This is a genomic window from Prolixibacter sp. DSM 2831, assembly GCF_056493735.1.
This window is the reverse complement of sequence record NZ_CM151379.1, coordinates 3,808,147-3,826,387: the sequence shown is the minus strand read 5'-3', so window position 1 is coordinate 3,826,387 and position 18,241 is coordinate 3,808,147. Positions and strand designations below refer to the sequence as shown.

General features: G+C 45.3%; 12 protein-coding genes and 1 other RNA gene. 7 read left to right on the top strand and 6 right to left on the bottom strand.

Features of this window, described 5'->3' with window-relative positions; genetic code table 11:
- Positions 1-10: 10 nt before the first annotated feature.
- Complete coding sequence (locus AC060N_RS15680; protein WP_479524638.1) at positions 11-1,276, bottom strand: KamA family radical SAM protein; 1,266 nt, start codon at positions 1,274-1,276, stop codon at positions 11-13.
- A gap of 431 nt (positions 1,277-1,707) precedes the next feature.
- Here AC060N_RS15680 and AC060N_RS15675 point away from each other — a divergent pair, with 431 nt between their 5' ends.
- A complete protein-coding gene (locus AC060N_RS15675; protein WP_479524637.1) occupies positions 1,708-3,888 on the top strand; it encodes a hypothetical protein in 2,181 nt (726 codons plus the stop codon).
- Positions 3,889-3,971: 83 nt separating this feature from the next.
- Here AC060N_RS15675 and AC060N_RS15670 read toward each other — a convergent pair whose 3' ends face one another.
- Complete coding sequence (locus AC060N_RS15670; protein WP_479524636.1) at positions 3,972-4,454, bottom strand: aminoacyl-tRNA deacylase; 483 nt, start codon at positions 4,452-4,454, stop codon at positions 3,972-3,974.
- An 869-nt stretch (positions 4,455-5,323) separates the two neighbouring features.
- Between AC060N_RS15670 and AC060N_RS15665 the strand changes: the two genes are divergently transcribed.
- The 3 genes from AC060N_RS15665 (at position 5,324) to cfa (ending at position 7,681) form a co-directional block, all read left to right on the top strand.
- Positions 5,324-6,019: a PP2C family protein-serine/threonine phosphatase gene (locus tag AC060N_RS15665; protein ID WP_479524635.1), complete on the top strand. Its 696-nt coding sequence runs from the start codon at positions 5,324-5,326 to the stop codon at positions 6,017-6,019.
- An 86-nt stretch (positions 6,020-6,105) separates the two neighbouring features.
- Positions 6,106-6,468 (top strand): Mth938-like domain-containing protein, encoded by a 363-nt coding sequence (locus AC060N_RS15660; protein ID WP_479524634.1) that lies wholly within the window; start codon positions 6,106-6,108, stop codon positions 6,466-6,468.
- A gap of 52 nt (positions 6,469-6,520) precedes the next feature.
- Positions 6,521-7,681: a cyclopropane fatty acyl phospholipid synthase gene (cfa, locus tag AC060N_RS15655; protein ID WP_479524633.1), complete on the top strand. Its 1,161-nt coding sequence runs from the start codon at positions 6,521-6,523 to the stop codon at positions 7,679-7,681.
- A 55-nt stretch (positions 7,682-7,736) separates the two neighbouring features.
- On the opposite strand, the gene ssrA is transcribed toward cfa, so the two are convergent.
- From ssrA to AC060N_RS15640, 3 genes are all read right to left on the bottom strand, one after another.
- Positions 7,737-8,133: a transfer-messenger RNA gene (gene ssrA, locus AC060N_RS15650) on the bottom strand.
- A gap of 77 nt (positions 8,134-8,210) precedes the next feature.
- Positions 8,211-8,861 (bottom strand): ribulose-phosphate 3-epimerase, encoded by a 651-nt coding sequence (gene rpe / locus AC060N_RS15645; RefSeq protein WP_479524632.1) that lies wholly within the window; start codon positions 8,859-8,861, stop codon positions 8,211-8,213.
- A gap of 163 nt (positions 8,862-9,024) precedes the next feature.
- Positions 9,025-9,894 carry a sigma-70 family RNA polymerase sigma factor gene (locus AC060N_RS15640; protein WP_479524631.1) on the bottom strand — a complete coding sequence of 290 codons (870 nt, stop codon included), beginning with the start codon at positions 9,892-9,894 and terminating at the stop codon, positions 9,025-9,027.
- Between the two features lie 456 nt (positions 9,895-10,350).
- Here AC060N_RS15640 and rho point away from each other — a divergent pair, with 456 nt between their 5' ends.
- A complete protein-coding gene (rho, locus tag AC060N_RS15635; protein ID WP_479524630.1) occupies positions 10,351-12,114 on the top strand; it encodes a transcription termination factor Rho in 1,764 nt (587 codons plus the stop codon).
- Between the two features lie 80 nt (positions 12,115-12,194).
- On the opposite strand, the gene AC060N_RS15630 is transcribed toward rho, so the two are convergent.
- Complete coding sequence (locus AC060N_RS15630) at positions 12,195-12,932, bottom strand: response regulator transcription factor (protein WP_479524629.1); 738 nt, start codon at positions 12,930-12,932, stop codon at positions 12,195-12,197.
- Between the two features lie 448 nt (positions 12,933-13,380).
- Here AC060N_RS15630 and AC060N_RS15625 point away from each other — a divergent pair, with 448 nt between their 5' ends.
- Both AC060N_RS15625 and nifJ read left to right on the top strand, forming a co-directional pair.
- Positions 13,381-14,592 carry an AAA family ATPase gene (locus tag AC060N_RS15625; protein WP_479524628.1) on the top strand — a complete coding sequence of 404 codons (1,212 nt, stop codon included), beginning with the start codon at positions 13,381-13,383 and terminating at the stop codon, positions 14,590-14,592.
- Between the two features lie 65 nt (positions 14,593-14,657).
- Positions 14,658-18,206, top strand: coding sequence for a pyruvate:ferredoxin (flavodoxin) oxidoreductase (gene nifJ, locus AC060N_RS15620; RefSeq protein WP_479524627.1), 3,549 nt, complete (start codon positions 14,658-14,660; stop codon positions 18,204-18,206).
- The last annotated feature ends 35 nt before the right edge of the window (positions 18,207-18,241 follow it).

The following is an 18,241-nucleotide window of genomic DNA, read 5'->3' as shown; positions in this document are numbered from 1 at the left end:
TTAGCGGATGTTAAACAATGTCCGGGTAGGTGTATGTATTCCCTTCGTAGTTTCTCAGTACGACTTCTCCGTTTTCGATAGCCTGCACATAATTTGGAAGTAACGGAATTTTACCGCCTCCACCGGGTGCATCGATTACGAAGTGAGGTACTGCATAACCTGATGTATATCCGCGCAGTCCCTGAATGATTTCCAGTCCTTTGCTCACCGGGGTGCGAAAATGCAGAGAACCTGGAATCGGGTCACACTGATAAATATAGTAGGGGCGCACCCTAACCTTGAGCAGTCCCTGGTTCAGCTTTTTGAAGGTTTCCACTTCATCGTTAATGCCTTTCAGTAAGACCGTTTGGCTGCCCAATGGAATGCCGGCATCGGCCAATCGGTTACAGGCTTCCTGTGTTTCCACTGAAAGTTCATCCGGATGAGCAAAATGAATACTCATCATCAGCGGATGGTATTTTTTCAGCATTCGCGTAAGCGAGTTGGTGACGCGCATAGGAAGCACGACCGGAACTTTGGTTCCGATTCGGATAATTTCCACATGCGGAATCGCCCGAAGTTTTGACAGCAGATATTCCAGACGGAAGTCCGGCAAGGTGAGGGGATCACCTCCCGAAATCAGCACGTCACGTATTTGCTTATTCTGAGCAATATATTCAATGCCCAGATCCCACTCACGGGTTGAGGCATGGCTTTTATGTCGTTTGGCAACCATGTGACTACGGGTGCAATAACGACAATATGCCGAGCAAAACCCTGTAACCAGGAATAATACCCGGTCGGGATAGCGGTGAACTATCAGTCGGGTAGCTGAATCACCTGTCTCGTTAAGCGGGTCGGCTACTTCGCCCGGACTCATAATTAACTCTTCCTTTGTAGGAATGACGGTCCGGTAAAGCGGATGCCGGCCAGGCAATCTGCTCAGCAAACTGGCGAAATAAGGTGTAATCTGAAAAGGCAGATGATTTTCGGGGAGGGAGGAGATGAGTTCTCCTTCTGTTTTTCCCAAAATATCCGTTAACTGTTTCGAGGTGCGGATGCTGTTTTTCAGTTGCCAGCTCCAATTGTTCCAGTCACGGATGGTGGCTGTGGGATAAAATTGGTTAATAAATTGATTAACTGATTTGTCGTAGGGAAAGTCCGGGACAATGCTCATTCTTTCCAGTTGGTCGGGGTGTTGTCCTGCTACGACGAGCGGGACAGGTGCGTCCGGTGAGTCGACCTGAGTATTCTCACCAGAAGCAGTACTCCTTGCAGTGGTCATTTCTGATTTCATGGATAAAAATAATTTTCTTTAGCGTTGATTTTTGTGTCTGTCGTATATTCATTGCTCACAATTTAAGTTCGTTACGGGCCTGACAGTGGCCTTGAATATCAAAACAAAGCTATGCTAAAAATCAATTGCATGTTCAGTTTTGGAGTATTATTTTGAGGAGAGACATCACTTTTTTGTGATGTGTTATTGGGTTGGTTATCAGTGTTTTTTCGTGTTGAGCTACTGGTTGTGGGCAATAAGTTATCTTTTTTTATAAAATCCGATGTCTGTTGGTTGAAATTTTTAAGAAAATGAGCCTCTGGAAATGCTTCTCCCGTAACGGAAAATGTGACTTGTTATTGTTTGAAATCAGTATAAGTTATCGGAAAGTCGTATCTTCGTAAAAGTGAATTTGCTTTTTCCTTTTTGGATACGGCTAAAAAACCTGATTTATGACACCCCGTTTACTAATCTTGTTGGCCGTCCTATGCCTGTTTGGTCCCCCTACAGCCACAGCGCAGAAAAAGAACTTATTTGTTCTGGATGGACGAGCCTCTACGGATAGGAATGTTTCGGAGGGTATCCGTATTACCATTTTTAATGAGACGGATAATAAAGCCCTGCCCGGAATTGACCTCGATGACCGTGGCTATTTTCACATCACACTCTCTTATCAGAAGAAGTACTTAGTTGGCTTTCAGTATGAAGGCTATTTCACTAAAATTTTCGAAGTCTCGACGATTGTGCCTGAAGAGGTTTGGTCTGTTGACCCCTACTTCAAACCGTTCCGTTTTCAGGTGACTCTTCATCCGGCCGTCGAAGGATTACATCCGGAATTCAGTCGGAAGCCTATTGCTAAAATTCATTATTCGAAGGATGTGGATGGATTTATGGCAGAAGCAATTTACAGCGATAAAAAAATAAATAAGCAGATTGAAAAAGCTGTCGCTGAAAATATCGAGCGAAAAGTAGATGCTCAGTTGGCGCGGGCAGAGGAATATCAGGCCCAGGGACAATGGGCACTGGCAATGGCTGCTGTCGATCGGGCTAAAAATCTCGATCCGCGGGATTCCGATTTGAAAAAGAAGATTCGTGAGGCTGAAAAAGAGGTGAAATCAAACGAAAAGAAACCGGATGTAGCCGGGCAGCAGTATGCTATGTTTATCAGCAAGGGCGACACCCGGTTCAACGCAAAATCGTTTGATGATGCCAAAAGTGCTTATCAGAAAGCGTTAAATCTCATTCCTGGTGATTCGTTGGCGCAAGCCAAGATTAATTTGGTCGACGAGCGTTTGCAGGCGATAGCTGATGAGAAAGCCCGATTGTTCGCCGAAGCGGCAGCAAAAGACAAAGCGTTCAGTCAGGCGATGAGCAAAGCCGACAGTCTTTTTGGTCTGAAGAAATATCCCGATGCAAAGCTGGCTTACCAGCAGGCGCTGACAATTTTGCCGAACAGCGAGAAACCGCAGCAGCAGATTGCTGAAATCAACCGTTTGATTGCCCGAAATGCCTCGCTGGCTGCAGCTTTTACGGATGCGGTTAGTCGCGGGAGTCAGCAGCTGGAGGCGAAGAACTATCGCTCGGCAGTCGATATTTTTAATGAAGCATTGAGCATGAAGCCCGATGATGCAACCGTGACCGCGCTTCGCGATTCGGCTTCGGTGCTGTTGAAAAATCAGCAGGAGCAACGGCGTGCATTGGCCGCGGCCAGAGCGAAAGAAGAGCATTTTCGTAGTTTGATGGAGCAGGGCGATCAGGCTTTTGCGGCTGGCAGCTACGAACAGGCTGTTAATTTCTTCGGTCAGGCCTATAGTCTGAAAAAAGATTCGGTTGCCCGTGAAAAAGGTTTGAAAGCACAGCATATGCTGAATCAGCAACAACTGGCTTCAGCCTCCCAGTCTTCAGCACCATCGGTTGTTAATACTGTTGCCTCAGAGCCAACGCATGTTCCTGCCGATTACCAGAAGCAGATTACTCAGGCGGACCAGGCCTTTAAGCGAGGTGAGTGGTCGGGGGCCCGTTTCTATTACTTCGAGGCTCTGAAGGAAAAGCCCGGCGATACGTATGCCGGCGACCGCGTGAACGAATGTGACAAACTGATAGCTGCTCATATTACGGCCGATATGCAGGAGAAATATCTGGCTTTTATTTCCAATGGCGACAAAAGTTTTCAGCAGGAAAATTATGCCAATGCAAGGTTGAATTACAGAAAAGCACTGGATATTAAATCCTGGGAAAAATACCCGCGTCGGAAGCTCGAGGCGATTGACCGGGCCATGCAGGACTGGCAATCGGATGAACAGCGCCGACAATTTACCGCCGCCATTGAAAAAGCTGATGATGCCTTTGATAAGGGCGAATATGCAGTAGCGCGTTTCTATTACCGGCGGGCGGCTGGCATAAAAGCCGATACCGTAGCTGACGAGCGTTTAAAGGAAATTGCCTCCATTATTGCCGGGGCGCGTCAGAGCAGTATCGATAATCTATACAACGAAGAAATTCGCAAGGCGGATACAGCCTTTCATCAACAAAATCCTACCGTGGCAAGGTTTTATTATCAGAAAGCCTTGCAACTGAAACCGAATGAAACCTATCCGCAAAAGCAACTGAAGAAACTTCAGGCAAGCGATTAGTTCGCTGCCTGTTGGTGGTTAATTTAGTAACGAAAGCCCTGTCGTTTCCGACAGGGCTTTTTTCGGTTGTTTGGAAAGCGAAGTCAGGCATGATGGGCCATCGGACGTTTTGAGAATTTCAACACGGTGGGATGTACCAGCCGGTCGAAATCGCGGTAAGCCATCCGAATCAGTTCGATGTGCGTTCCGGCATTGAACGCAATCATTTTATCTTCCGAAAGGCTGTGTGCTACATAAACGCGCATGTCGTAGAGGTTGCCAAACGGAGGCATAGCGCCAGGTTCGCAGTCGGGGAAACGGCTTTTGAATTCCATTTCCGATGCCAGTTCAACCAAGTGGGCTCCTGTGGCAATTTTCAGCTGGTCGAGGTCGATCTTAAACGATGCGGGCAGCACGGCCATTGACATTTCGCCATCGATTTTTACCACTACGGTTTTGGCCATCTCCTTTCCGGGAATGTGAGTGGTTGCGGCCACCCGCTGGGCGTTGAATGCCATGGAATGGCTGATGGTCTCGTAATGGATGTTGTGGCTGTCGAGGTACTCTTTTAACTTTTTTGCAGGCATGATGAATCCTCCTTTATTGATTGGTAATTTAGATGTCTTTTTTGTCGGGTTCGGCTCTTTTTCAGGCGAACCTGCCTGCTACATCCGGGTGCGAACGAAAAGGGGAAATACATGTTGCACGTGCCGGGATTGAAGGATGGTTTTGAGTATTCGGGCTGGTTAGTTGGTTTGCATTGAGTGTAAGGGTAAGTTACGAAAAAATCTGGTTTCGAGGCAACTGGTGAAATAATCGGAAGGAAGAAAATTCTAAAGAATAATATTGAAAATTATGTATTGTATTTTACTCCAAAATGCCTTAACTTTTTTATAACTATCGTTTATAGTTACTGCAGACTAAATTTAATGAAATAAAAAGGTTGAGTTTTTTTAATTTGGTTTGGTATTCAGAGTGTTGAGAATAAAGAAGCTCAATTCTTAACTTTTTAAACAACAGGTTAGTCGAAGCTAATTGCTTCAATTGTGTCGCCCCGGAGCCGTTTGGCAACCGGGGCGGTTTTTTTGTTGGTTCAACCGGTGGAGAACCGGCTGATAAAGCGTTTAAAAATCCTTTTTCTCACGCTTGGCCTTTTTTGCCCTTCGCTTTTCCTTCAGGTTCATTTCCGGTTCTTTCCTGGAAAGTCGGTTTTTATCCGGAGCTTTTTCTTTTACCATGGTTATCCAAAATTAAAATGATTGAATAATAGTTGATGGCATATTATGCCGGTCCTCAGCGTAAAATTTGTCAGGCCGGCTTTATCAAATTTAGGTGGAAAAACTGAATGATGTATCGCTGTTAATAAAATTTTTTATGCTGTTAAATGACATTAAATCATTAAAGTTTCAGGCTGGCAGAGTTGCGTCGTATCCCCAAGCCTCCGTAACTTGTACTAATGGGAAAGTCAGTAGAACATAAAAGTTTGGACAAAGAAAGAAAGGTTTTATACATCTCCGGCTCGGTAAAGGGAAAACAGCGCGAACGGAATCAGGATCGTGTATATGTGCTGGACGAACCGGGATACCACATGTTTGTCATTTTCGATGGTGTTAGTTCCTACCCGGAGAGTTATCGCTATATCGAAACATTTATGGAGTTTCTGGACGGGCACCACCATGAGTGGCTCGATAATGAAAAGGAAGGCCTGGGACAGTTACTGTACCTGGCTTACCTGCATTGTCGCAAAACATTCATTGCGGGCAGTACGACGATCTCGGCTCTTTTTATTCCGAATGGAACGCACCTGCCCGAAATGGTTAGTATCGGCGATTCGCGGATTTATGCTTTCCGTAAAAAAAATATGGTGAGCCTGACGGAAGATGATAATGTACCGGAAATGCCAAATATACTTACCCGTTGGGTGGGACACGACTATTTGTCGGCAGAAGACTTCAGGCCTGTAGAGGTCGCGTATGACAAACAGTTTCTGATCTGTTCCGATGGCTTCTATGGAGTGATGGAGCAAAACCGTGAAACTTTTTACCATGCACTGAAGTTGCCGGAGCTGGAAAAAACGAAGGAAGAATTACATCGCTTAGTGGAAGGAAACAACAGCGATGACGCCTCGTATATTCTGATAAGAATAGGATAGAAGTTGAAGCCGGAATCCTAAAACCCGGCATACCCCTGATGCAACAGACAGCATTGACAGTGACTCAAACGAAAATTACAACCTGAATGAAGCCTGTTATTGACTACACAGAATTTGGCTGCATCGCTATTAACGGACAACGTTACGAACATGATGTGGTCATCCGCCTCGACGGAACTATCGAGAAGCGGAAAAAGAAGCTATCGAAAGAGAAATATGGAACTTCGCACCGGATATCACTCGAAGAAGCCCGCGAAATCTATGAGGAAGGAGCCGAACGGATGGTGGTCGGTTCAGGGCAATACGATCAAGTGAACTTCTCGGAGGATGCCATTCGTTTTCTGAGTGATAAAGGTTGTTTGCTTATCGTGTTACCTACACCGGAAGCCATAAAGTATTGGAATAAATACGATAAACCGGCCTGTGGTATGTTTCATACCACTTGTTAAACCGGCTTTTTTGATAGGCTGAAACAGTTTTCAACGAAAGATGGAGGTGCCTATGGCAAGGAGAGGATTTCAGGAAAAGCTAAATGATTTATTGCAAATGGCTGATGTTCGGTTAAACGGCGGTCGCAGGTGGGATATGCAAGTACATGACGAACGTTTGTACCGCCGGATTTTGGCCGGTGGTTCGCTCGCAGCCGGTGAGGCTTATATGGACGGTTGGTGGGACTGTGAGGCATTGGACGAACTGTTTGAACGGTTGGTACGTGCCCGCCTCGGTGAGAAAATCAAAGCACGGGACTGGTGGTGGGATGCCCTGGTGGCACGGATTTTTAATTTGCAAAAGCCTTCGCGGGCCTTTCAGATTGGCAAGCGTCACTACGATACGGGGAACGATCTGTTCCGAATCATGTTGGATGAGCGCATGATATACAGTTGTGGCTATTGGGCCGATGCTTCGTCGGTGGATGAGGCCCAGGAAGCCAAACTCGATTTGGTCTGCCGGAAGTTGCAGTTAAAACCTGGAATGAAGGTGTTGGATATTGGTTGCGGTTGGGGAGGTGCGGCTCGTTTTGCAGCGGAACGATATAGTGTTGAGGTCGTCGGGATAACTGTATCAGAACAGCAGGCGTATTTTGCGCGCGAATATTGTCGGGGCTTACCGGTAGACATCCGGCTACAGGATTACCGCGACATGAATGAAAAATTCGATCGGATTTTTTCTATCGGGATGTTCGAGCATGTGGGCTACAAGAATTACCGGATTTACATGAAAAAGGTGCGGGAACTGCTCAAGCCGGAGGGATTGTTCCTGTTGCACACCATTGGTGGAAACAGTTCGGTGACCCGGAACGATCCCTGGATAGCCAAACATATTTTTCCGAATTCCATGCTGCCCTCAGCCAGGCAAATAACAGCCGCGGCAGAAGATTTATTTGTGATGGAGGACTGGCACAATTTCGGTGTCGACTACGATAAAACACTGATGGCGTGGCATCACAATTTTGAAAAAGGCTGGCCGCTGTTAAAGGAGCGATACGATGAACGTTTTTACCGGATGTGGCGCTATTACCTGTTGATGTGTGCCGGAGCTTTTCGGGCTCGCAGTAACCAGCTGTGGCAGTTAGTGCTTTCGCCGGAAGGCATAAAAAGCGGATATGTGGCTCCCCGTTACCGGGAAAAATCGGAAATGGAGCTGGAACAGAAAATAAGCTAATCGAAAAATTGGGCAAAAAAAGAGGTACCCCCAAACGGGATACCCAGTTAATTATTTGTGGAGCTGCGGGGAATCGAACCCCGGTCCAAACGAGGAAGCAATACGCTTTCTACATGCTTAGCTCTGACTTGGTTTTCGAGTGTCGGCAGGATCAAAGCCACCAACCGGCACCTTAGCTCCTTTAATTTCGCAGGCAGCGCGGAGCGAGCCACCCACTATTCCCGATTTTTCTGCACCTCCGGTTCGGGCCGCCTCAGGACTTTAGCACCCGGGAGATGTCTCGTTCCGGCATCTTATGCCGGAAAATGCCTATCTACTATACTTCGATTAGGCTGCGAGAGCGTAATTGTTTTCGCCAATTAAGAGTGTGAAAATTGATATTTACGAGCCAACCTCCAATGCTCGGCATGCTTACGCACCTCTTCATCCCGCTGTCAAAACCAGTCAGCCCCGAGATGCGGGACACAAAATTACAAAATATTACAGAGATGTCAACCTTGTTTACGGGAAAAGAAAAGGGAAATCCGGCTTATAATTTTTTCAGGTTGTGAATGGTTTCCTTCGGATTGTCGGAACCGAAAACAAAGCTTCCGGCCACCAATACGTTGGCACCTGCTTCGAATAGTTTCTTACCGGTTTCGTAGTTCACCCCACCGTCTACTTCGATCAACGTATCGGCGTTTCTTTTTTCGATCAGTTGTCGCAGTTCAGCCACTTTGTGATAGGTGTGTTCAATGAATTTCTGTCCACCAAACCCCGGATTTACCGACATCAACAGAACCATGTCGAGTTCGTGAACAATGTCCTCCAGCAAATGAACCGGTGTGTGCGGATTCAGGCAAACACTGGCACGCATTCCTTCATCCTTAATGGCCTGAACGGTCCGGTGCAGGTGTGTGCAAGCTTCGTAATGAACCGTAAGGGTATCGGCACCTGCTTTTTTAAATGCGTTGATGTACCGGTCGGGATCGACAATCATCAAGTGAACATCCAGCGGCTTTTTAGCAATTTGATTAACCTGCCCGATAACCGGAATTCCGAAAGAGATATTGGGCACAAAAACACCATCCATTACATCGCAATGAATGTAGTCGGCGTCGCTTTGGTTCAACATTTCAATTTCTTTTCCCAGACGGGTGAAATCGGAAGCCAAAATGGAAGGTGCTATCAGTTTTTCCATGTAGTTTTCAATAATAATTTCTATGGTAGCTAACGGATTTTTTGCACGATTGTTCGCTGACGTTGAAGAGCCAACGATCAATTCGAAAGCATCACAAATATAGTTGAAATCTGCAGGGAAATAAAAAAGCCGGTAAGTACCGGCTTTCAATATATTTTTCGGGTTACCCCAGATAGGATTTCAGTAACCGGTTTCGGTACTGATTCTTCAATTTCTTAATGGCTTTTTCCTTGATTTGCCTAACCCGTTCCCGCGTCAAATCGAACTCCTGTCCAATTTCTTCCAGCGTGTGCGGACGGTATCCGTTCAAGCCAAAATAGTAACGGAGCACCTCTGCTTCGCGTTCACCCAGCGTTGCCAGCGAACGCTCAATCTCTTCGCGCAACGACTCACTAACAAGCTTGTTGTCCGGACTTGGTGAGTCCTGGCTGAACATGATGTCGTAAAGGTTATTGCCGGTATTTTCATCCTCTTTCAGCGGAGCATCCATCGATACATGATGGTTGCTGGCATTCATGGAATCTTCCACAACTTTGGGATGCAAATCGAGAATTTTGGCTACTTCTTCGGGCGACGGTTCACGTTGAAACTCTTGTTCGAGTTGAGCAAATGTTTTGTTAATCTTGTTAATCGAACCGATCTTATTCAACGGCAGACGCACAATTCGCGACTGTTCGGCTAATGCCTGAAGGATAGATTGACGTATCCACCAAACGGCGTAGGAAATGAATTTAAATCCCCTGGTTTCATCAAAACGCTGCGCCGCTTTGATGAGTCCAAGGTTGCCTTCGTTAATTAAATCGGGGAGGCTTAGTCCCTGATTTTGGTATTGTTTAGATACCGAAACGACGAATCGAAGGTTGGCATTCACGAGTCTTTCCAGTGCTTTTCGGTCACCTTTTTTGATACGTTTAGCCAGGGTTACTTCTTCTTCGGCTGTTAGTAATTCTACCTTTCCTATCTCGTGGAGGTACTTATCGAGCGATAACGCTTCGCGGTTGGTTACTTGTTTTGTTATTTTTAGCTGCCTCATAGGTGAATGTAAGACTTTGACGAAACAATTTCAGTTTTGGTTTTTTTAGAATATACGGCAATTAAGCCTAAGGGTTATAATGGTTGATGTTTAAAGTTATTGAACGTGAATTTATACAAAAAAATGATTTTCATCAAAGATTGTCATTCATATTGCGATTTATTTCTTAACTTATAACGTAATCGTTGGCTTCCTGTTGTGCTGTTTAAAAGCATGTGCGAAGAAGTAAACTTTTTTTAAATGAATGAATAATAGCGCATAATTGAAAAAAATTGCGTGAACCTTTGTGAATTTAAAGCATTTACTTATAATTGCAGAAAATTCGATATTCGTTTTACTAAACAAGTCCCTTTTTCTTCTTCCAATAAATCAATAAGGAAATTTTAATGTGCCACTTTCCCAAAATCTATACTCAGTGGGAAATCAGGGCTTTATGTTAAGTTAAATCATAATAACATGTACGACATTCTTGAGCTTAGCAAGAAACTGGTTCCCGAGTTGCGGGATATTGCTAAGGAGTTGAAAATTAAAAGAGTTGAGTCATTTAAGAAGCAAGACCTTATCTACAAAATACTGGATACACAGGCCATCATTGCTTCAGAAGGCAAGAAGGCTGAAAAGAAACCCGCCCCGAAAAAGAGTCCCAAGACAGATAAGGTTGAAGCAGAGAAAAAAGTTACACCTGTAGAAAAAACGGCTGAAACTACTCCTCCGGTTAAGAAAGCTGCGCCCGCGGCTAAGGAAGGCCCACGTCCAAAACAAAATGACGATAAAAATGATCGTCGCCGTTCGCGTCGCCCAAGGGTAAGCAAGGATCAGGAAAATGGATCTCCGGCTGACAAACGACCGACTGAAAGTCCGAGACAGCAAGACAATCGTTTTTCTGGACCATCGGATTCTCTCAGAGGACGCAGAGATGACTCTCGCAGAGACGATTCACGAAGAGATGATTCCCGCAGGGATCGTGGCGACCGTGATCAAGGCAGACCATCAAAATATCAGCATCAGGGACAGCAACAACAGCACCAGGCGCCTGCACAACATCGGAACAATCAGAACCAGCAAGGACGCCAGCGTGACAACGAAAAGACATTTGAGTTCGACGGAATTATTCAAGCCTCAGGGGTACTCGAAATCATGCAGGATGGTTATGGCTTCCTTCGTTCTTCAGACTATAACTACCTGAATTCACCAGATGATATTTACGTTTCCCAGTCGCAGATTAAACTCTTCGGTTTGAAAACCGGAGACAATGTGACGGGAGCGATTCGTCCTCCGAAAGAGGGGGAAAAATATTTTCCGCTGATTAAAGTGGTTGAGATCAACGGTCGCAGTCCTGAGTTCATTCGTGACCGGGTTCCGTTTGATCACCTGACACCGCTTTTCCCGGATGAAAAATTCAACATTACCGGAAAAGGTTATTCAAGTCTGTCGAGTCGGGTCGTAGATATGTTCTCGCCGATAGGTAAAGGACAGCGTGGTTTGATTGTAGCTCAGCCGAAAACCGGTAAAACCGTATTACTGAAAGAGATTGCCAACGCGATTGCCGGTAATCACCCGGAAGTTTACATGATTGTTTTGCTGATTGATGAGCGTCCGGAAGAGGTAACCGATATGGCCCGCAGTGTAAATGCCGAGGTGATTTCATCGACGTTCGATGAGCCGGCTGAACGCCACGTGCGTGTTGCCAATATGGTACTCGAAAAAGCAAAAAGAATGGTGGAATGTGGCCACGATGTGGTAATTCTGCTTGACTCGATAACCCGTCTGGCACGTGCTTACAACACTGTAGCGCCGGCATCCGGTAAAGTATTGTCGGGTGGTGTTGATGCTAACGCACTGCATAAACCGAAGCGTTTCTTTGGTGCAGCCCGTAATATTGAAGAAGGTGGTTCGCTGACGATTCTGGCAACTGCGCTTACCGAAACGGGATCGAAGATGGACGATGTGATTTTCGAGGAGTTCAAGGGAACCGGTAACATGGAGCTTCAGCTCGACCGGAAACTATCGAACCGTCGTATTTTCCCGGCAGTGGATATTACCGCGTCCAGCACACGTCGCGAAGATTTGCTGCTTGACAAATATGCACTGGATAAAATCTGGATTCTGCGGAATTACCTCACCGATATGAATTCCGTTGAGGCAATGCAATTCCTCAAAGATCGTCTCCAGAAAACATCGACTAATGAAGAATTCCTGGTGTCGATGAACGATAACTAATCGAAGATTTTTCAGATATAAAAAAGGCGGATTCAGATGTTGAATTCGCCTTTTTCTTTTCGCTGTATGTGCTTTCGTTTTTAACGGTCAGGTTCAAAACAATAACCGTATCCCTGACGGGTTACAATCTTCTTGCTGTCGTTTCCGATTTTTTTCCGCAGGCGTGTAATATTTACATCAACAGTTCGATCCAAAATATAAGATTCCTGCTCCCAAATCTGGGTTAGTATTTCTTCCCGGGTGAAAACCTTTCCGGGATGCTTGCAAAGCAGTAGTAAAATTTCAAACTCTTTTTTGGTCAGGTTGATGGTGTGGCCATTGATAACCAATTTCTTCTCTTCCGGATATATGTTCAGGTTACTGATGTTGATAACCGAAGGTTTTTTACCTCGCTGGTCTTTTACATGCCTGAGTGCGACTTTTACACGGGCGATGACTTCCTTTACAGAAAAGGGTTTTGAAATGTAATCTTCAGCCCCAAGATTAAATCCAGTCAGAGTATCGTTTTCAGTGGTTTTGGCGGTCACAAAAATGACGGGAATATCCTTTAGTCTTTCATCCTTCCTCAGTATGTTGGCCAGCTTAAAACCGGAAATTTCGCCCATCATCACGTCCAGTAAAATCAGGTCATATTTTTCGATTGGGAGTTCGAGTGCCTCTTCTGCTGAGAAAGCAGTATCCACGTTAAAACCTTCGCTTTCCAGGTTGAACTGGAGAATTTCACACAGATCAGGTTCGTCATCGACAACTAATATGTGGCTGGCTTTTATCAGGTCAGGTCTCATTGATACGGAGTGCTCAATTGTTGTTGTTTTCATACATCGAATGTCATTGGTACCCGAAACCGGGCTGTTCGAAACTGTGATTGTTTCAGTTATACCGCATTGTCCTGTAAAATCACGCGACACTCTATAAGCTAAAGAGCATCTTTCCGGAAGGTTTGGTTCTCTGAGGCAATCAATTTCCGTTTCAGAATCTTCTACCGGTGCGGTTAGTTTCCATTAGCAAGAATAATATGATGTTGTTTCATTGAGGATAAAAAGATGTATCATTTGTATTACAAATCAGATCGATAGGTGTAACGTGTTTGATTTTAGGTAATAGCAAGTTTGTGATGGGAATAGTGGGATAGATGAAATTCAAAATTCTACCTTGTTGAATATCATAATTTTCAGATATGAAGAAATGTTGTATTTATTTTTACCAGATATAAATTGCATCTGAAAGGTGAAATTGTAATCTGTAGATAGCAAAATGGTGATGTGAATGTTTATTTTTGTTGAAAATACTTTACAAAAGGTGGAATACTTTCTTAACACACATCGCTATTTAGTCCGTGAGTCAAATGATTTGATTCACCGGGAGCTGGTCAAGGATATTGATTGGGAACATCGCCTGATTGGTATTAAAGGATTCAGAGGAGTGGGGAAGACCACCTTTCTGCTACAATATGTAAGAGATTATTTTGGCGAAGACAAGAGTTGTCTGTATGTCAACATGAATCATTTCTATTTCACCCGTCGTCGTATTTTTTCATTTGCCGACGAATTTTACAAACGGGGTGGAAAAGTTCTGATTCTCGATCAGGTTCACAAGTACCCGGAATGGGCAACAGAGTTGCGGCAGTGTTACGATGAATTGCCCGGGTTGAAAGTAATTTTCAGCGGTTCACCGGTTCTTCGGGTGATTGAAGGCAACGAAGCGTTAAAAGACATTGCCCGTGTGTATCACCTCGAAGGTCTTTCGTTTCGGGAGTATTTGAATTACCGTACCGGGAAAAACTTCACGAAAGTTACGTTGGATGATATTATCAACCGCCACGAGGAGATTGTTCGTGATATCATCAGTTCAGTGAGGCCTTTAGCTTATTTTCCGGACTACCTGAAGTTTGGTTATTATCCGTACTTTATCAATAACCAGGTTTTTTATACGGAAAATTTGCTGAAACACGTGAACCTGGCTCTGGAGATCGACGTTACATATCTCAACCAAATAGAGCTGAAATATCTGCCAAAGCTGCGAAAGCTGTTGCAGATCATCAGTGCTCAGATGCCTTTGGCGCCAAATGTGAGTAAATTGAGCTCCGAAGTGGAGACATCACGGGCAACCGTTCTGAATTACCTCCGTTACCTGAAAAATGCACGGCTTATCAACCTGCTTTTTCCCAATGGTAACAACGGTCAGCTGAAGAAACCCGATTTGGTATACCTGCACAACACCAACCTGCTGCATGCCATTGCTCCCGAGAACATTAACAATCGTAACCTGAGGCAGACATTCTTCTATAATCAGGTTGGATATCAGCATAAACTAACCTCAACCGCTGAAGCGGATTTCCGGGTCAACGGGAAATACGATTTCTGGGTAGGGGGAAAATATACACAGCCCGAAAAACAGGGACAATACGGTGCCGCCGACATGATTGAAATAGGAGACGGTAATATTATTCCACTATGGTTATTCGGTTTTTTATATTGAAAAAGGATTTACGGTTCAACTAATTATACGACAAACGATTATTATACTATTAAAGTCAAAATCAAATGGCAAACAAAAAGAAGTTCATAACCTGTGATGGTAACTACGCTGCTTCACACGTCAGCTACATGTTTAGCGAAGTAGCTTGTATTTATCCCATTACGCCGTCATCTCCTATGGCGGAAAGTGTAGATGAATGGGCGGCTAAAGGCCGTGAAAACATTTTCGGACAACCGGTTCGTCTGGCAGAGATGCAAAGTGAGGGTGGAGCTTCCGGTGCTGTTCACGGAGCATTGCAGTCGGGTGCATTGACTTCAACGTATACTGCATCGCAAGGTCTCTTGCTGATGATCCCCAATATGTACAAGATTGCGGGTGAGCTTTTACCCACTGTATTCCACGTAAGTGCCCGTGCCCTGGCGACACACGCACTGTCAATTTTCGGTGATCACAGTGACGTTTACGCAGCCCGTCAGACCGGTTTTGCAATGCTGGCTTCCGGTTCCGTTCAGGAAGCAATGGATTTGGCTGGTATCGCTCACCTGTCAACCATCAAAAGCCGTGTGCCTTTCGTACACTTCTTCGATGGTTTCCGTACTTCGCACGAGATTCAGAAAATTGAAGTACTGGAAAACGAAGATATGGCGCCATTGGTTGATATGGAAGCTTTGCAGGAATTCCGCGATCGCGCGTTGAATCCGGAGCATCCTGTAACCCGTGGTACTGCACAGAACCCCGATATTTTCTTTCAGGCTAAGGAAGCTTCTAACGTTTTCTACGATGACGTTCCGGATATCGTTGAAAACTACATGAAAGAGATCAGCAAAATTACCGGTCGTGAATATCATCCATTCACTTATTACGGTGCGGCTGATGCTGAAAATATTATCATCGCTATGGGGTCGGTTACCGAAACCATTCGCGAAACCATCGATTATTTAGCTGCTCAAGGCAAAAAAGTAGGTTTGGTTACCGTACACCTGTATCGTCCGTTCTCAGCCAAATACCTGCTCAACGTAATGCCGAAGTCAGTTAAGCGTATTGCTGTACTCGACCGTACTAAAGAACCGGGAGCTAACGGTGAACCATTGTATCTCGACGTTCGCGAGATTTTCTACGGACAGAAAGATGCTCCGATGGTTGTTGGTGGTCGTTACGGTTTAGGTTCAAAAGACACTACTCCGGCGCAGGTTATTTCGGTTTACAACAACCTGGAATTGCCAGAACCAAAAAATCAATTTACCGTAGGTATCGAAGACGACGTGACTTTCAAGTCGTTGCCGTTGTTGCCTGAAGTAAAAGTATCTCCGGAAGGATTGTACGAAGCTAAATTCTACGGTCTGGGATCGGATGGTACAGTTGGTGCCAACAAAAACTCCATCAAAATTATTGGTGGCGCAACCGACAAATATTGCCAGGCATATTTTGCTTACGATTCAAAAAAATCAGGTGGTTTCACTGCATCACACCTTCGTTTCGGTGACGAACCGATTCGTTCGACTTACCTGATTACAACTCCTGACTTCGTAGCTTGTCACGTACCGGCTTACCTGAATCAGTACGATGTACTGAAAGGTTTGAAGAAAGGTGGTTCCTTCCTGTTGAATACCATTTGGGATGAAGAAGAGACTAAAAAGCGTTTGCCGGATCACATGAAACGTTACCTGGCTGAAAACGACATCAACTTCTACATCATCAATGGTACCAAGCTGGCTACCGAGATTGGTTTGGGTAACCGCACCAATACCATTATGCAGTCGGCCTTCTTCAAAATCACCGAAGTTATTCCTTACGAAATGGCTGTTGATGAGATGAAGAAAGCAATTGTGAAATCGTATGGTATGAAAGGTGAAACCATCGTCAACATGAACTTTGCAGCTGTTGATGCCGGTGGTAAAAACGTGCAGAAAATCGAAGTTCCTGCTGATTGGGCCAAACTGGGTACAAACGGTGAAGCTAACAACGGTAACCGTCCCGACTTCATCAAAAATGTGGTGGATGTTATCAACGCGCAGAAAGGTGATGACCTGCCTGTTTCTACTTTTAAAGGTATCGAAGATGGTACATTCCCGGCCGGAACAACCGCTTTCGAGAAACGCGGAATCGCTGTTGACGTACCGGAATGGGTACCGGAAAATTGTATTCAGTGTAACCAGTGTGCTTATGTTTGTCCTCACGCTGCCATTCGTCCATTCCTGGTAAATGAGGAAGAAATGGCTGGTGTTCCCGAAGGAACCGAAACCATCAAAGCCAATGGAAAACAATTTGCCGGATTACAGTTCCGTATCCAGGTTGCACCGCTCGATTGTACCGGTTGTGGTAACTGTGCTGATGTTTGTCCTTCCAAGGAAAAAGCATTGGTGATGAAACCGCTGGGAACTCAGGAGCCTGAAGTTGAGCGTTGGGATTACTTTGCCAACAACGTATCGTACAAGGACAAGCTGGTTGATAAAAACAAAACTGTTAAGAATTCACAGTTCGCTCAGCCGCTCTTCGAATTCTCAGGTGCTTGTGCCGGTTGTGGTGAAACTCCTTACGTAAAGCTCACCACTCAGCTCTTTGGCGAGCGCATGATGATTGCCAATGCGACCGGTTGTTCTTCTATTTATGGAGGTTCAGCTCCTGCAACTCCTTACTGCTCGAACAACGAGAGCGGACACGGACCTGCATGGGCGAACTCACTGTTCGAAGACAACGCCGAGTATGGTTTCGGTATGGCCGAAGGTGTAAACGCACAGCGTGAGCGTCTGGCCAATGTCATGAGCAAAGCACTTAATAATGGTATTGACGATGCTGAACGTGAAGCCTTCACCGAATGGTTGGAAGGTATGGCTAACGCTGAGAAATCAGAAGCAGCTACCGCGAAAGTACTGGATGCCATTAAAGGAAAAGATGCCGCTTACGCGAAAGAAATCGAATCGCTGAAGCAGTATCTCGTGAAGAAATCGATGTGGATCTTCGGTGGAGACGGATGGGCATATGACATCGGTTACGGAGGTTTGGACCATGTATTGGCTTCCGGCGAAGATGTAAACGTATTGGTACTCGATACCGAGGTTTACTCGAACACTGGTGGACAGGCTTCCAAATCGACTCCGGTAGGTGCTGTAGCTAAATTTGCCGCTTCCGGTAAGAAAATCCGGAAAAAAGACCTCGGAGCAATGGCCATGAGTTATGGTTATGTTTACGTTGCTCAGGTTGCTATGGGAGCAAGTCAGTCACAGTACCTGAAAGCACTGCGTGAAGCAGAGGCTTATCCCGGACCGTCGCTGATTATTGCTTACGCGCCTTGTATTGCTCATGGACTCCGCAACTCGATGGGACAGTCTCAGGAAGAGGAAAAACGTGCCGTTGAAAGCGGTTACTGGTCACTCTACCGTTTCAACCCGATGTTGGAAGATGAAGGCAAGAATCCGTTCCAGCTCGATTCGAAAGAACCGGATTGGAGCAAGTTCCAGGATTTCCTGAATGGCGAGGTTCGTTATACTGCATTGAAGAAATCGTTCCCGGCTGAAGCCGATGAACTCTTCAAAGCTGCAGAAGAAAATGCCAAGTGGCGTTACCGTTCATATCAGCGCATGGCTGCTATGGATTGGGCTCTGGAAGAAAAATAATCTGAAGCTCAAAATAAATTGAAAAGCCACTTTCG

Bases quoted from the DNA above. Each gene is read 5' to 3' on its own strand.
- AC060N_RS15680 (WP_479524638.1), bottom strand. From the start codon at position 1,276: ATGAAATCAGAAATGACCACTGCAAGGAGTACTGCTTCTGGTGAGAAT.
- AC060N_RS15675 (WP_479524637.1), top strand. From the start codon at position 1,708: ATGACACCCCGTTTACTAATCTTGTTGGCCGTCCTATGCCTGTTTGGT.
- AC060N_RS15670 (WP_479524636.1), bottom strand. From the start codon at position 4,454: ATGCCTGCAAAAAAGTTAAAAGAGTACCTCGACAGCCACAACATCCAT.
- AC060N_RS15665 (WP_479524635.1), top strand. From the start codon at position 5,324: ATGGGAAAGTCAGTAGAACATAAAAGTTTGGACAAAGAAAGAAAGGTT.
- AC060N_RS15660 (WP_479524634.1), top strand. From the start codon at position 6,106: ATGAAGCCTGTTATTGACTACACAGAATTTGGCTGCATCGCTATTAAC.
- cfa (WP_479524633.1), top strand. From the start codon at position 6,521: ATGGCAAGGAGAGGATTTCAGGAAAAGCTAAATGATTTATTGCAAATG.
- rpe (WP_479524632.1), bottom strand. From the start codon at position 8,861: ATGGAAAAACTGATAGCACCTTCCATTTTGGCTTCCGATTTCACCCGT.
- AC060N_RS15640 (WP_479524631.1), bottom strand. From the start codon at position 9,894: ATGAGGCAGCTAAAAATAACAAAACAAGTAACCAACCGCGAAGCGTTA.
- rho (WP_479524630.1), top strand. From the start codon at position 10,351: ATGTACGACATTCTTGAGCTTAGCAAGAAACTGGTTCCCGAGTTGCGG.
- AC060N_RS15630 (WP_479524629.1), bottom strand. From the start codon at position 12,932: ATGAAAACAACAACAATTGAGCACTCCGTATCAATGAGACCTGACCTG.
- AC060N_RS15625 (WP_479524628.1), top strand. From the start codon at position 13,381: ATGTTTATTTTTGTTGAAAATACTTTACAAAAGGTGGAATACTTTCTT.
- nifJ (WP_479524627.1), top strand. From the start codon at position 14,658: ATGGCAAACAAAAAGAAGTTCATAACCTGTGATGGTAACTACGCTGCT.